The 15099-nt window shown below is 57.7% G+C and carries 14 protein-coding genes; 6 read left to right on the top strand and 8 right to left on the bottom strand.

Translation table 11 applies throughout. The annotated features are described in order from the left end of the window. Positions 1–17 precede the first annotated feature (17 nt). The 5 genes from F8N43_RS00060 to kdpF form a co-directional block, all read right to left on the bottom strand. A complete protein-coding gene (locus F8N43_RS00060; RefSeq protein WP_150653026.1) occupies positions 18–2669 on the bottom strand; it encodes a sensor histidine kinase in 2652 nt (883 codons plus the stop codon). 133 nt (positions 2670–2802) lie between these two features. Then, a complete protein-coding gene (gene kdpC / locus F8N43_RS00055; protein ID WP_150630111.1) occupies positions 2803–3348 on the bottom strand; it encodes a potassium-transporting ATPase subunit KdpC in 546 nt (181 codons plus the stop codon). Positions 3349–3509: 161 nt separating this feature from the next. After that, positions 3510–5567, bottom strand: a complete 2058-nt coding sequence (kdpB, locus tag F8N43_RS00050; RefSeq protein WP_150637818.1) for a potassium-transporting ATPase subunit KdpB — start codon at positions 5565–5567, stop codon at positions 3510–3512. 10 nt (positions 5568–5577) lie between these two features. Beyond that, positions 5578–7272, bottom strand: a complete 1695-nt coding sequence (kdpA, locus tag F8N43_RS00045; protein ID WP_150630113.1) for a potassium-transporting ATPase subunit KdpA — start codon at positions 7270–7272, stop codon at positions 5578–5580. Between the two features lie 8 nt (positions 7273–7280). Then, positions 7281–7370 carry a K(+)-transporting ATPase subunit F gene (gene kdpF / locus F8N43_RS00040; RefSeq protein WP_007899818.1) on the bottom strand — a complete coding sequence of 30 codons (90 nt, stop codon included), beginning with the start codon at positions 7368–7370 and terminating at the stop codon, positions 7281–7283. 299 nt (positions 7371–7669) lie between these two features. Here kdpF and F8N43_RS29400 point away from each other — a divergent pair, with 299 nt between their 5' ends. The 3 genes from F8N43_RS29400 (at position 7670) to F8N43_RS29395 (ending at position 8597) form a co-directional block, all read left to right on the top strand. Continuing rightward, positions 7670–7834, top strand: a complete 165-nt coding sequence (locus F8N43_RS29400; RefSeq protein WP_224787775.1) for a transposase — start codon at positions 7670–7672, stop codon at positions 7832–7834. A 268-nt stretch (positions 7835–8102) separates the two neighbouring features. Further along, positions 8103–8249: an IS3 family transposase gene (locus F8N43_RS29785; RefSeq protein ID WP_412072588.1), complete on the top strand. Its 147-nt coding sequence runs from the start codon at positions 8103–8105 to the stop codon at positions 8247–8249. Between the two features lie 21 nt (positions 8250–8270). Further along, a complete protein-coding gene (locus F8N43_RS29395; protein ID WP_224787774.1) occupies positions 8271–8597 on the top strand; it encodes a DDE-type integrase/transposase/recombinase in 327 nt (108 codons plus the stop codon). Between the two features lie 792 nt (positions 8598–9389). Here F8N43_RS29395 and F8N43_RS00030 read toward each other — a convergent pair. Beyond that, the gene (locus F8N43_RS00030; protein ID WP_224787773.1) at positions 9390–10256 is read right to left on the bottom strand and encodes a 3-hydroxyacyl-CoA dehydrogenase family protein; all 867 of its coding nucleotides are present in this window, start codon (positions 10254–10256) and stop codon (positions 9390–9392) included. Between the two features lie 32 nt (positions 10257–10288). Further along, entirely contained in the window at positions 10289–10951 is a 663-nt protein-coding gene (locus tag F8N43_RS00025; RefSeq protein WP_150653025.1) for an acetyltransferase, read from the bottom strand. 470 nt (positions 10952–11421) lie between these two features. Between F8N43_RS00025 and eat the strand changes: the two genes are divergently transcribed. After that, positions 11422–12786: an ethanolamine permease gene (gene eat / locus F8N43_RS00020; protein ID WP_150630114.1), complete on the top strand. Its 1365-nt coding sequence runs from the start codon at positions 11422–11424 to the stop codon at positions 12784–12786. A 124-nt stretch (positions 12787–12910) separates the two neighbouring features. Continuing rightward, positions 12911–13078 carry a DUF2897 family protein gene (locus F8N43_RS00015; protein WP_017337332.1) on the top strand — a complete coding sequence of 56 codons (168 nt, stop codon included), beginning with the start codon at positions 12911–12913 and terminating at the stop codon, positions 13076–13078. Positions 13079–13153: 75 nt separating this feature from the next. Here F8N43_RS00015 and F8N43_RS00010 read toward each other — a convergent pair whose 3' ends face one another. After that, on the bottom strand, positions 13154–13354 hold the full coding sequence (locus tag F8N43_RS00010) for a hypothetical protein (RefSeq protein WP_150653024.1): 201 nt from the start codon (positions 13352–13354) through the stop codon (positions 13154–13156). Between the two features lie 901 nt (positions 13355–14255). On the opposite strand from F8N43_RS00010, the gene F8N43_RS00005 reads away from it, so the two are divergent. Continuing rightward, on the top strand, positions 14256–15099 hold an 844-nt coding region (locus tag F8N43_RS00005; RefSeq protein ID WP_191630096.1), incomplete at its 3' end, for an acyltransferase family protein.

Here is a 15099-nt window from a genome sequence, read left to right as displayed (position 1 = left end):
GGTATCAGGCTTCACTGTCAGCGCTCACTTTCAAACGCAGGCTGCTCCTGCAACGGCAAATGAAGGGTGATGCAAGTGCCACGCCCTTCGATACCCTCGCCGACGCTGATTCGCCCGCCGTGTGCACCGACCATGCCCTGACAGATCGCCAGTCCCAGCCCCGTGCCCTGCCCGCCACGATCCCCCCGCGCGGCGGTGTAGAACATGTCGAAAATCTTCGCCCGCTCCTCCTCCGGAATCCCCGGGCCTTCATCGCTGACCGAGAAGAACAGCTCGTTTTCATCCGCGCCGGCGCGCAATTGCAAACGCCCATGCACCGGTGAAAACCGTGCAGCGTTTTCCAGCACGTTGACCAGCGCCTGTTCGATCAGCGCGGCGTGAACGTAGAGCAGCGGCAGCTCCGCAGGTACGTCAGTGCTGACCTGCAATGGCGCCAGCACCGCGCGCAGGCGATTGAGCGAGCTGCCCACGATGTCGGCCGGCGACACCCAGTCCCGCGCCAGCTTCAACGCGCCGTGGCCGAGACGGGTCATGTCCAGCAGGTTTTGAATATAGCGATCGAGGCGTTCGGCTTCATCGCGGGTGCCTTCGAGCAGTTCCCGGCGATCCTCCAGCGGGATGGCTTCGCCGAGCGCCAACAGGCTGTCGATGCTGCCGCGCATGGAGGTCAGCGGTGTACGCAAATCGTGGGACACCGAGGCCAATAAGGCACTGCGCAGTTGCTCGGTTTCGCCGTGCAGCCGCGCCGCTTCCAGGTCTTCAGCCAACTGCGCACGCGCCAGCGCCTGGGCCAGCGGCTGACTCAGCGCGGTCAGTAACCGTCGACGCTGACCGCTCAAGGTCTGCCCTTCTTTGGCACAGACGCCGAGCAGCGCCAGCGGCCCGTCTTCCACCGACAGCGGCCACCACCACCAACGTCCGAACGGCAACGTGCCGGTGCCCGCGCCCGCGGGTTGATCGTGTTGCCAGGCCCAATCGGCGGCGGCGCGTTCGGCTTCGGAAAGCTCCAGCGGGCCACCGGTTTCGACTTTCCAGCCGCTCTGGCCATCGCGATTGAGCAGGCACAATTGCAGATCGCTCCAGCCCTCGAGGTGATGAGCGGCGGCATTGACCACGGCCTGACGGTCAGTGGCAGCCGTCAGTTTGCGCGAGAGGTCGAGCAGTTCGGTGGTTTCTTCCTGGGTGTCGCGCAAGGCCTGCAATTGCCGCCGCTGACGCGCCGCGAGGTTGCCAGTGAGCGCGGCCATCAGCAGGAAGAACAGCAAGGTCAACACGTCTTCTTCGCGCTGGATGCTGAAGGAAAAATTCGGTGGAATGAACAGGAAATCGTAAGTCAGGAAGGACAGCGCGGCACAGGCCAGCGCGGGGCCGAGGCTGCTGCGCACCGCCACCAGCAACACGGCGGCGAGGAACACCAGTGAAATATTGGGCAGCGGCAAGACACTCGCCACCGCCCAGGCCAGGGCACTGGCGAGCACGGTCGCGACCAGCGCCAGCGCATAGTCGAACCACACCAGCGACTGTGCGGGGCGTTGTCTTGGTGGGTCCTGTTCGTGATCGTTGTCGATGACGTTGATTTCCAGCCCGCGCGCATGGCGCAACAAACGCTCGGCCAAGCCGCCACCGAACAGCCGACGGCGCAATCGCTGTCGGGACCGGCCGACCAGGACCAGGCTGGCGCGTCGTTCAGTGGCGTGCTGAATCAGGGTTTTCGCCACCTCACCGGCCCGCAGCAATACCACTTCACCGCCGAGGCGTTCGGCCAGTTGCTGGGCACTTTGCAAACGCAGGCGTGATTGCTCATCACGCACGCTGCCGGTATCCACATGCACCAGACTCCATGGCAGATGCCTGCGCTGAGCGACGCGGCTGGCGTGACGCACCAGACGCTCGGCCTGGGCATCACCATCGACGCCGACCAGCAAACGGCCGCGCACCGTCGGTGCGGCCTGGCCGAGCTGACGATACCCCTGGGTCAGGTCGTTATCGACCTGAGCTGCAGCGGTTTGCATCGCCAGCTCACGCAGGGCGGTGAGGTTGGTCTGGGAGAAGTACGCATCGATGGCCGCCCGCGCCTGTTCCGGCACATAGACTTTGCCGTCACGCAAACGCTCAAGCAGCTCGCGTGGGGGCAAGTCGATCAGCAGCAGTTCATAGGCTTCTTGCAGCACCCAGTCCGGCAGGGTTTCGCGGACCTGCACGCCGGTGATACCGCGCACCTGATCATTGAGGCTCTCCAGGTGCTGAACGTTGACCGTGGTGTACACGTCGATGCCGGCGGCGAGCAGTTCCTGGATGTCTTGCCAGCGTTTGGCGTGACGACTGCCCGGTGCATTGGTGTGGGCCAGTTCGTCCACCAGCACCAGTTTCGGCTTGGCGGCGAGCAAGCCGTCGAGGTCCATTTCTTCGAGGGTCACGCCACGGTATTCCGAGCGCACCAGGGGTTGCTGCGGCAAGCCGCCGAGCAGCGCTTCGGTTTCGGCACGGCCATGGGTTTCGACCACGCCGGCGATGAGTTTCACGCCCTGGCGCTGTTGGGTATGGGCGGCTTGCAGCATGGCGAAGGTCTTGCCGACACCGGGCGCGGCGCCGAGGAAAACCTTGAGCCGGCCACGGCCATCGCGGGGCAGGTCTGCTAACAGCGCGTCGGCGCGGCCGGAGTCACTCATGCTTTTATATCTCTTTTTTTCAGAGGTTGATGGGGTGGATTGTTCTGCCGCCATCGCTAGCAGGCTAGCGCCCACAAGAAGTCAGCACTCACCTGTGGGAGCTAGCCTGCCAGCGATTGACGCCACCACCGATCTACAGTTTTTCCAACGCCATATTCAGCGCCAACACATTCACCACCGGCGGTCCCACCAACGGCTGCTCGATGTGCGCATCCAACAGGTTCTGGAGCGTCGCCACCGGCAGATTCCGCGCCGCCGCAACTCGCGCCAGTTGATAGGCAATTGCCGCCGGTGGCAAGTGTGGATCAAGCCCGCTGCCCGAAGTGGTCAACAGCGCCAACGGTACCGGTCCCTGACCCGGCACCAACAGTTTGTTGGCATCGTCGATCACCCGAGTGGCCAGTGCCGGGTTGCTTGGCGAGAGGTTGCTGGCGCCACTCGACACCGTGGCGAAAGCGCCGGCAGATGGCCGTGGATGGAACCACGCGTCACCGGTGAAATCCTGGGCAATCAGCGAGGAGCCGCGGACTTTGCCGTCGGCGTCGCGCACAAGGCTGCCATTGGCCTGATCCGGAAACGCGACCTGCGCGACACCGGTGACCACTAACGGGTAAGCGACGCCGGTGATCAGCGTCATCAGGACCAGCAGGCTCAGGGCCGGACGTATCATTGTGGACATTTCAAAATCCTCGAATTCGGTGAAAAACTGCGTTTGGTCAGGTGGACCGTGGTGTGTTCATCGCGAGCAAGCTTGCTCCTACGGGGCGGAGACGTTCGTGACACTCGCGTACACCGTAGGAGCCGGCTTGCCGGCGATCGAGCGCGCAGCGCTCGCCAGGGTTAAACCAGATGCAACGCCGTCAACAGCATGTCGATCGCCTTGATGCCCACAAACGGCACCAGAATCCCGCCCAGCCCATAGATCAGCAGATTGCGACGCAGCAACGCCGCCGCACTCGCCGCCTGCACCCGCACGCCGCGCAACGCCAGTGGAATCAGCACCACAATGATCAAGGCGTTGAACACAATCGCCGACAGAATCGCGCTCTGCGGGCTGGTCAAGTGCATGACGTTGAGCACGCCCAATTGCGGGTAGATCGAGGCAAACAGCGCCGGCAGAATCGCGAAGTATTTGGCCACGTCGTTGGCAATGGAAAAGGTCGTCAGCGCACCGCGGGTCACCAGCAATTCCTTGCCGATCTGCACCACGTCCAGCAGCTTGGTCGGGTCGCTGTCGAGGTCGACCATGTTCGCCGCTTCGCGCGCCGCTTGCGTGCCATCGTTCATCGCCATACCGACGTCCGCCTGGGCCAGGGCCGGGGCGTCGTTGGCGCCGTCGCCGCACATGGCGACCAGACGACCGTCATTCTGCTCATGACGAATACGCGCCAGTTTTTTCTCCGGCGTGGCTTCGGCCAGCACGTCGTCCACACCCGCTTCGGCCGCAATCGCTGCTGCGGTCAGCGGGTTGTCGCCGGTCACCATGACGGTGCGAATCCCCAGTTTGCGCAGCTCGGCAAAACGTTCGCGGATGCCGGGTTTGACCACGTCCTTGAGGTGGATCGCACCGAGCAATTTACCGTCGACGCAGACCAGCAATGGCGTGCCGCCGCTCTGGGCAATCTTGTCGATTTCACGGGACAGAGCAGGTGCGAGATCGGCGCGTTTCAGGCCGACGAACGCCAACAGCGAATCCACTGCGCCTTTGCGATACACGCGGCCCTGATAGTCAACGCCGGACAGACGGGTTTCAGCGCTGAACGGTACGGCGGTCAAGAGCTCGGTGCTTGGCTCAGGCTGCGGATGCAGGCCCCGCAGGTACTCGACGATGGATTTACCTTCCGCCGTGTCATCGGCCAGCGAAGCGAACAGCGCGCCCTCGGCCAGCTCCTTGGCGTTCACCCCCGGTGCGGTATACACCGCGGTGCAACGACGGTTACCAAAGGTGATGGTGCCGGTCTTGTCCAGCAGCAGGACATGCACGTCCCCCGCCGCTTCCACGGCGCGGCCGGATTTGGCGATCACGTTCAGGCGCACCAGACGGTCCATCCCGGCGATACCGATGGCCGAGAGCAAACCGCCGATGGTGGTCGGAATCAGCGTGACCAGTAACGCCACCAGGAACACCAGCGGCAGGCTGCCGTTGGCGAAGTGGGCGAACGGTTGCAGGGTGACGACCACCAGCAGGAAGATCAGCGTGAGGCCGATCAGCAGGATGTCGAGCGCCACTTCGTTCGGGGTTTTCTGGCGTTTGGCGCCTTCGACCAGCGCGATCATGCGGTCCAGTGTCGACTCGCCAGGGTTGGCGGTGATGCGCACCAGCAGCCAGTCGGAGACCAGGCGAGTGTTGCCGGTGACGGCCGAACGGTCGCCGCCGGATTCGCGGATCACCGGTGCGGATTCACCGGTAATCGCCGCCTCGTTAACTGCCGCGATGCCTTCGATGACTTCGCCGTCACCGGGAATCATTTCCCCGGCTTCGACGCGCACCACATCGCCCTTGCGCAGGCTGGTCGCCGGCACCACTTGAAAGGCGCCATTGCTGGTTTTGCGGCGCGCACTCAAACCTTCGCTGCCGGCCTTGAGGCTGTCGGCGCGGGCCTTGCCGCGGCCTTCGGCCAGAGCTTCGGCGAAGTTGGCGAAGAGCACGGTGAACCACAGCCACAGTGCGATTTGTGCAGCGACAAAGGTCGGCACGGCGCTGTCGGGAATGAAGCACAACACGGTGGTCAGCACGGCGGTCAGTTCGACCACCAGCATCACCGGCGCACGCTGCAATTGCCGCGGATCGAGCTTGACGAAGGCTTGCACCAGCGCCGGGCGCCACAGGGCCGAGATCGCGGTTTTCGGTTGCTCCGGCGCCTTCACGGCGACGGGTTTAGTTGCGGGCAAATTCATCATCAGATCCTCAGAAGCCCATGCTCAAGTGTTCAGCGATTGGACCCAGCGCCAGCGTCGGCAAGAAGGTCAAACCACCCACCAGCAAAATGGTCACGGTCAGCAATGTCACGAACAGCGGGCCATGCGTCGGGAAGCTGTTCTGGCCAATCGGTGCGGTTTTCTTCATCGCCAGGCTGCCGGCCAGGGCCAGTACCGGGAGGATGTAACCGAAGCGACCGATCAACATGCCAAAACCGAGCATCAGGTTGTGAAACGGTGTGTTGGCGCCGAAACCGCCGAACGCCGAACCATTGTTCGCGCCGGCCGACGTATAGGCATAAAGCAACTGGCTGAAACCGTGGGCACCGGGGTTGGTTACCGAGGCCACCGGACCTGGCAGGCTGGCGGCAATCGCACTGAGCACCAGCACGCCGACCGGCATCACCAGCAAGGTCACCACCAGCAATTGCACTTCCTTGGCCTGCAGTTTCTTGCCGAGGTATTCCGGTGTACGACCGATCATCAGGCCGGCGAGGAACACCGCGATCAGCACGTTAAGCAACATGCCGTAGAGCCCGGCGCCGACGCCGCCGAAGATCACTTCGCCGACCATCATGTTGACCAGCGCGACCATGCCGCTCAGCGGGTTGAGGCTGTCATGCATGCCGTTGACCGAACCGTTGGACGCTGCGGTAGTGGTCACCGACCACAGCACGGTGGCGGTGGTGCCAAAGCGCGCTTCCTTGCCTTCCAGCGGCGCAGTCTGTTCGACGGCGACGTTGTTCAGGCCAGGGTTCGGTTGGTTTTCCGCCCACAACGAGGTGGCGCCGCCGATCAGGAACAACGCCAGCATGCAGGCGATGATTGCGCGGCTCTGACGCAGGTCCTTCACGTAATGGCCGAAGGTGAACACCAGGGCGGCGGGGATCAGGATGATCGAGGAAACTTCGAACAAGTTGCTCCACGCCGTCGGGTTCTCGAACGGGTGCGCCGAGTTGACGCCGAAGAAGCCACCGCCGTTGGTGCCCAGTTGCTTGATCGCAATCTGGCTGGCGGCCGGGCCGAGCGGGATCACCTGATCGACGCCTTGCATCGTCACGGCATTCACGTACTGCGCGAAGGTTTGTGGCACGCCCTGCCAGACCAGATACAGCGCCAGCAGCAGGCACAGCGGCAACAAGCCGTAGAGGGTGGCGCGGGTCATGTCGACCCAGAAGTTGCCAAGGGTCTTGGTCGATTTGCGACCGATACCGCGGCACAGCGCAACCAGCACAGCGAGGCCGGTGGCGGCGCTGACGAAGTTCTGCACGGTAAGGCCGGCCATCTGACTCAGGTAGCTCAGCGAGGCTTCGCCGCTGTAGGCCTGCCAGTTGGTGTTGGTCATGAAACTGACGGCGGTGTTGAACGCCAGCGTCCACTCCTGACCCGGCAGGTTTTGCGGGTTGAGCGGCAAGTGATCCTGGAACAACAGGATCGCGAACAACAGCAAGAAGCCCGCAAGGTTGAAGGCGAGCAAGGCCAGGGTGTATTTCTGCCAGCTCTGTTCGGCCTGCGGATCAACGCCGGCCACCCGATAACAACCACGCTCCACCGGTCCCAGGATCGGTGTCAGCCAGGTGCGCTGCCCCTCCATGACCTTGTAGTAGAACCGCCCAAGAAACGGTGCCGGGACCAATACCACCGCGAAAAACGCGAGGACCAGCCAATAGTCATAACTGTGCATAGCCGCTCCTAGTTCCGGTCCGCGCGCAACAGCGCAACCAACAGATAAATGAACAGCCCCACTGCCAATAGCAGTGACACCCCGTCCAGAACGCTCATGGAAGTTCTCCGTGTTACGGCGTATTGCCGCGTGTGGAGCCATTGTCGGAAGGAAGGCTGTAAAGGAGCGAGGTCGAGGGTGTTGGCTGTGCATAAAGAAAGCGTAAAGAGTGGGTTTATGGCTTTGTTACAGCGGGGCCCCATCGCGAGCAGGCTCGCTTGCATGGTAGGACTTGAAGGAGGGGCAAGGCTCGATTCTGACTGTTAGCGCAGTACAGACCGTGACCTTGAACTAGCCAAATGATTTTGGACACTTCAATCGGGCGCTATGATGGCGCCCAAATCTGAGGTGTTTGGCTATGCGTAAATCTTACTCGAGTGAGTTCAAGCTCAAGGCCACCAGCTCGGTGCTGGACGAAGGCCAGTCAGTTCCCGAAGTCTGTGCCAGTCTGGATATTGGCCCGACCGTCTTGCGCCGTTGGGTCGATCAAGTTCGCCAAGAGCACTTGGGTTCAATCCCGTAGGGGGCCAAGGCGATTACCGCCGATCAGCGAGAGATTCAGCAGCTCAAAGCTTTGCTCAGACAAAAAGACCTGGAAATTGAAATCCTAAAAAATGCCAGTACTCTCCTGCTTTAGGACTCCAAAGATCATTCTCGTTGATCAACGAGTTGGACGAGCAGTACGGCGCTAACAATGGGTGTCGGGCGTTTGGAGTCAACCGGAGCAGCTTTTACGCCTGGCGTCAGCGCCAAGGCAAGGTGAAACCTGAGCGGGAGAAACTTAAAGCCGGCTGGTCGAACATCACGAGGAATCCAGAGCCTCTGCGGGGGCTCGCACCCTTTCCAAGGAGCTGCAAGCAAAGGGGTATCGTATCGGGCGGCATATGGCTCGCAGCTTGATGCGCGAGGCCGGTGTCGCCAGTCATCAGCGCAGGTGACACAACTACAAGTCTTCCGGCGTGGAAGTGTTAGCCGCGCCGGATGTGCTCAAGCGCGAGTTTGATGTCAAGGCGATTAATCAGGTTCGGTGTGTCGAAGTGACAGGCATCAAGGTCGGCAAGCGCTGGCTGTATCTCGCGGCGGTGCTGGATTTGTTTGCTCGCCGGATCGTGGGCTGGTCGTTTTCAATGATTTCCGATGCCACGCCGACCTGCGCAGCTTTGCGAATGGCGGTCGAGTTGAGAGGTCGGCCAAAGAGGTGCTGTTTCATTCGGATCAAGGCTGCCAATACGCCAGCGACAAATTTAGGAATGGGATGCGCGAGCATGGTCTTGTGCAAAGCATGAGTCGCAAAGGCGAGTGCTGGCCCCGGTGGAGCGTTTCTTTGGCAGCCTGAAATCAGAGCGGGCGCCCGAAGCTGGCTACCGCTCGAGGCCCGCGAGGATGTGCAACATTATGTGATGCGATACAACAACGCCAGGCCCCACAGCTACAACGGCTACCGGTCGCCAGTCGCTAGGGAGAAACTGGCGGCGTGAAACCTTACCCGGTGTCCACAACTACTTGACCAGTTCAGCTCGCCCGGCAAGATGACATCAAAGGCTTTTATGCCGTAAATCCGTTAAGGCACATACAGTCCAAGTTTTTGGTCAAGTCACTTCTGGAACCCGCGCCATAACTGATTTAGCAAACTCCACTATTACGACGCTAGGGTCAGTAATTCACCGAGCAGACCCGGCTGCGCGGTGATGCCCTCGCCACCACGAATAACGCGGCCGCCGCCCTAGTCCGTGCAGATCAGGACAAGCGCCGGGTGCTTAAGCAACGGCCTCAGCGACTAAACCAACTGTTGACCAATGCACAAAAAGACCAGGCTCGCCTGCATGACAGCCTAGCCACTTCTGATCAGCGGTTGTCAGTGCTTTTCGTGAAGATCCGGCCCGTGGCTACTTTGTGCCAGCCGGTGCCGAATCCGCTGGCGTGACTCATGGAGGAGCGTGCGCCAACTTGACCCAGCGCATGCTCAACAAATTGCCGACATCACCGGTGAAGGCGACCAAGGACTAATTGCGCTGGCGGCGTGTCAGGCATATACCAGAAAAGTATCAACTGCAATGAGAAGAACCAAGCTGCAAAAATTAGTAATCAAAAAAACCGCATCCAGTTTTCCGTCCCAGCCTATTTCCCCTGACCATTTTTCTAAGAAGTGGATGAGCTCGGTATTTGGGATCGCCGGTTTCATCATGGAGTGTTTCCATGATCGAAAGGTTAACGTCATTACCAATCAGGTCGGCTAGGGCGAGAGGACCTATTGGATGGTTCGCGCCAAACCGCATTGCCTTGTCTATCTCTTCGGCGCTGGCAACGCCTTCCGCTAAAATCCCGATTGCTTCATTGATCATTGGAATTAGCATTCGGTTAACGATGAAGCCTGGCGCTTCATTTACCACAACAGGGTCTTTGCCGAGTTTTTTTGCGAAATCTACTGCCCAATCAATGGTGCTCTGATGTGTGGCGATTCCGACAACCACTTCAACCAGTCGCATTACCGGTGCAGGGTTGAAAAAGTGTAAACCTACTACTTGGCCTGGATATTGTGAAACACTAGACAGTTCAGTAATAGATAGAGAAGATGTGTTGGACGCAAGGATGGCGCCCGGCTTTGCAATTCTAGCTACATTATGAAATATTTCTTTCTTTGAACTTATATTTTCCGCAACCGCTTCGATAAAACAGTCGGCATCAGAAAGCTCATGATATTCATTGCAGCATACAATTTTGTCTGAGTATTTTTTTGCGGCTTCTTGGGTGAGCCGACCTTTCGCAGCAAGCCTATCCCACTGTGTTTTCAATCCCAGTAATGCATCGGCTGCTCCATTCTCACTACGTCCCCTCCAGTATATTACTGAGACATGCTCGGACTGTGCGAGGATCTGAATTATTCCTCTGCCCATAGTTCCTGTCCCGATAACAGCAACAATGCTCGGCTTGCTAAAAATATTCAATTCGGCACCACACAATTTATAGGTTCGTAGGTTTACGTGTTCGACGCAGCAGATCTCAATGCTTTTGCAGGGTTACCAAAAACGGTAGTAAATGGAGGTACGCTCTTGGTAACTACTGCCCCCATGCCGACAATGGCACCCTCCCCAATAATGATTGGCCTGTCAGCGGTGCCCTGCTTAATCATCGCCCCAGTACCAATGTAGGCGTGATCCTCAATAACCACGCCGCCATTGCATTGAACGTTTGGCGCAAAAGTAACGTAATCACCAATTACGCAATCGTGCGCAACATAAGAATACAAGTTTGCGTGAAAAAATTTTCCTATTTTTGTATTTGATGTAACTGTTGTAAATGGGCAAAAAATGCCCCCCACCCCAATGTCATTATTGCTAAGTTTTATAGAGTTTTCAGCAGAAATAGGAAATGGATGGATTCCAGCGGCCATTAGCTTTTCCGCTAACGACTGCCTTACCCTGCTATTAGCAATAGTTATGTTGAAATATTTCTCGCAATCCATATTTAGAAATGACGCGGTATCCATTATATCGTATCCGTTCATTGTGGATTCTTTCGGGTTGTCATCCACAAAAACCACCTTGAATGGCCCCTCGGAGATCATTCCAAGTAGCTCGGAAGCCAGTGGGGCTACTTCACGGCCGAATCCTCCGGCGCCTACAATTCCATAAAATTTCATTGGTTATACCTGAGATGACTTTGCCGTATGCAAAAAATGGCAAGCATTGTAACTACTGTTTCTCTCTCGAGCGAGCCCATGGGGGCGAGTTTGGGCTAATCAGCGAGGGGAGATTGAGGTAACCATTCGCACGATCACCATTCCGCGGTAGCCAACAAAGGAGGAATCGGACCTTGCCTACTCCCCCAAGACGCAACCCTTTGGACCAATATTCATTCGGATTAGAAGAGCCGCAAAAACGGGTCGTTTTCGGCGATTTCGAACACCCCCATAATTTAAAGGGTTTTGATCGACTTTTATACGTCATCCCAATGCATCAACGCCCCCAACTGGTGCCAACATCCCCGCCAATCAGCAGCTAACATCCCCGATACGACACCTTTTTACGGTTTGCGACTACCATCACCACACTGGCACGCCCGCTGCACACGCCCTCCCCGAGCTTTCCAAACCGTTCAGGGAGCAAACGCATGAACACACAACTCAAACCCACGCTGGGCACGCTGCACCTGTGGGGCATCGCGGTCGGGCTGGTGATTTCCGGTGAGTATTTCGGCTGGAGTTACGGCTGGGGCGTGGCGGGCACACTCGGTTTTCTGGTGACGTCCTTTATGGTCGCCACCATGTACACCTGCTTCATCTTCAGTTTCACCGAACTGACCACTGCCATTCCCCACGCAGGCGGTCCCTTCGCCTACAGCCGCCGCGCCTTTGGCGAGAAAGGCGGACTGATCGCCGGGCTGGCGACGCTGATCGAATTCGTCTTCGCCCCACCCGCCATTGCACTGGCCATTGGCGCGTACTTGAACGTGCAGTTCCCGGCACTTGATCCGAAACACGCAGCGGTCGGCGCCTACATCGTGTTCATGGGCCTGAACATCCTCGGCGTGAAACTGGCGGCCACCTTCGAGCTGGTGGTCTGTGTACTCGCGGTGGCTGAATTGCTGGTGTTCATGGGCGTTGTTGCGCCGGCGTTCAGTTTCAGCAACTTCGCGCTGAATGGCTGGGCCGGTTCCGATGTGTTCGGCGCACCGGCGATTGCCGGGATGTTCGCGGCGATTCCATTTGCCATCTGGTTTTTCCTCGCCATCGAAGGCGCGGCCATGGCCGCCGAAGAAGCCAAGGACCCGAAACGCACGATTCCCAAGGCGTACATCAGCGGCATTTTGACCCTGGTGTTGTTGGCCATGGGCGTGATGTTCTTTGCCGGCGGCGTCGGCGACTGGCGCACCCTGTCGAACATCAACGACCCGCTGCCGCAAGCGATGAAAACCGTGGTCGGCGAAAGCTCCGGCTGGTTGCACATGCTGGTGTGGATCGGCCTGTTCGGCCTGGTGGCGAGTTTCCACGGGATCATCCTCGGCTACTCGCGGCAGTTCTTCGCCCTCGCCCGTGCCGGTTACCTGCCGGCGTCGCTGGCCAAACTCTCACGGTTCCAGACGCCACACCGGGCAATCATCGCCGGCGGTGTGATCGGCATCGCGGCAATCTACAGCGACGGTTTGATCAACCTCGGCGGCATGACGCTGACCGCCGCGATGATCACCATGGCGGTATTTGGCGCGATCGTGATGTACATCATGAGCATGCTCAGCCTGTTCAAACTGCGTAAAACCGAGCCGAACCTGGAGCGCACGTTCCGCGCGCCGTGCTACCCGCTGGTGCCGTTCATTGCGCTGTTACTGGCCGTGGTGTGCCTGGTGGCGATGGCCTGGTTCAATACGCTGATCGGTTTGATTTTCCTCGGCTTCATGGCGGTGGGTTTCGTGTACTTCATGCTGACCGCGCAATTGCGCGCCGATGCACCGGCGGACGCGATGTTGACCGGGCTTTAAACAGTCGCGGTGCTGCTGGCATATCAGGCATAGAATGGAACCAGTGCGAAGCTGAATCACTCAAAGTGGTATGCACGATCGATTGGCGAAACCCGCCAATCGGCCTGCCCTCAAGGAGAGCCCTATGCCCTGGTATGCCTGGTTGATTCTGGTCGTTGCAATCGGCTCGATCGTTGGCGGTTTGATGATGTTGCGTGACACCGCCAACAAGGTCGAACTGACCGATGAGCAACGTAAACGCGTCGCTGAGCGCAACGCGCAAGCGGACGCCAAGGATGCGCAGGACCGCTGAAAAATAACTGTGGCGAGGGAGCGTGCTCCCGTTGGATCGCGTATCGGCCCCGAAGCCCCTCGCCACAACACGCTGTTATTTTTCCCAATCAGCCTTGGCAATGTGCAAGCCATACAGCCCTTTGTAGCCTGCACGCTCCGGCTGACTCCAGCCTTCGAGCAGCGAATCTTCCAACCTTAGGAAAGCTTCGTGATCACGCGGGAAGCGTTGTAGTCTTGGCATATCCATAGCCAGCACTTCGATGCCAACGGCAGCCCCACGACTCTCACCGGCCATGGAGCGGTTCGGGTAGGGTTTGAACTAACTCTGCAAACACCTACCGAATCGGTCGACTCTATGATGTAGTTCTGGGGCAATTTACCCGAGACCATCAGCGCCAAGCAGGTCGCCTGTTTATACCGTCGTCTATGGAATATCGAAGGGATGTTCCAACGGCGGGAGTCGGTGCTGAACAATGAAATCGAAAGCTTCGGCTCTCCCCGGGAGGCCGTCCTGGAATTCTCCTCGGCGGTGTCGGCCTGTAACAATATGGCCACCCTCAACGAAGGGTCGAGCAGGCTCATCGCGAGATGGAGCCTGAAAGCTGGGAAATTTCGACCTTCCATCTAGCCGTGCAAGTGCAGAACGGTTATGAGGGCATTCAAATCGCATTACCCTCGAAGTACCTATCACTTCAAACCACCACAGAAACTTTTGCAGAGCGCCTGTTGGCGCTGGCCAGGAACATCAAGCCCAAGCAAGTCGCAAAAGCATCCGCAGCCCAAAAATCGCCATCGGGGGTTCATGGCCCATAAAGGTCGGGCCACCGCCTGCCACCTTGAAAGGACGGCATCAAGAACCCAGCTCGTGTTTAAACCCTCAATTCCGCTGTGTAGTTGATGAAACTGATTGTCCCAGTACAAACGATCAGCGTGCCGAACATAGTCGATGTGCTGAAAGCATTTACCGAAATCAGTTCGGTCTTGACGCGGCAATAAAGGAACTTTACAGCAATTTATGCGCGAAACCCTTCAGATGCGCTGGTGCGGCTGGGCTTGCGCTGTAGCCGAGGCAAACCGTCATTGAGGGGACGTCACTAGCTCACCCTACTGTCGCTTTCATCTGAAACTCGCAGTAACATATGCGATCAGTGCGAACAACCGTGCTACCAATAAAGGAAAGAAAATTGGCGGAAAATATGACCAAAGACCGCATAAATGAAATAGATCTATTTCGTTTCGTCGCGGCGATGGCAGTGATTTTTTATCATTACGCGTTCCGCGGGCATGCGTTTGACGATCTATCTGTGATGTCTTATCCGTGGCTTATACCAGTTGCAAAATATGGATATCTTGGCGTCCAGTTCTTTTTTATGATCAGCGGTTTTGTAATTCTTATGACTGCCACAAATGCATCGCTAACGTCATTTATTCGATCAAGGATTATTCGTCTATACCCAGCTTTTTGGGCTTGCTGCACAATTACATTTTTGGTTATTACATTCGCAGACGATCCAAGATTCACCGCAAGCATTCCTCAATACTTACTCAACATGACCATGATCAGCGGTTTTTTTCAACAACCCTCCATTGACGGCGCTTACTGGTCAATATTTGTAGAGATACGATTTTATGTATTAGTAGCAATAATATTATTATTTAAACAAGCAAAGTACGCGGAATACTTCATGCTTGCGTGGCTTATATACACAGCAAAATCGTTATTTTTTGGAGAAGGGCGACTATCTATATATTTCATTTCGGAATACGCACCTTATTTCATAGCCGGCGCATCCCTGTTCCTGGTGCGAAAAAAAGGGCTTTCCAAATTACGAGTTGCAACCATTAGCGGGGCCTTTCTTTTAAGTTTGAACCAGGCATTGACACAAGCACACCTTATTACACCAATATTCAAATCTGAAGTTAACCCATTAGTGGTTACCATTACAATCGTTTGTTTTTTCATCGCTATGACACTCTCGGCGTTAAGAAAAACGGGGGGAATCGGAAGGAGAAACTGGAGCACTATTGGCGCCCTTACAT

The organism is Pseudomonas fluorescens (assembly GCF_902498065.1).
Classification (GTDB): domain Bacteria; phylum Pseudomonadota; class Gammaproteobacteria; order Pseudomonadales; family Pseudomonadaceae; genus Aquipseudomonas; species Aquipseudomonas fluorescens_BJ.
The sequence above is the reverse complement of the archived record's forward strand: the minus strand, read 5'-3'. Positions and strand labels throughout refer to the sequence as shown.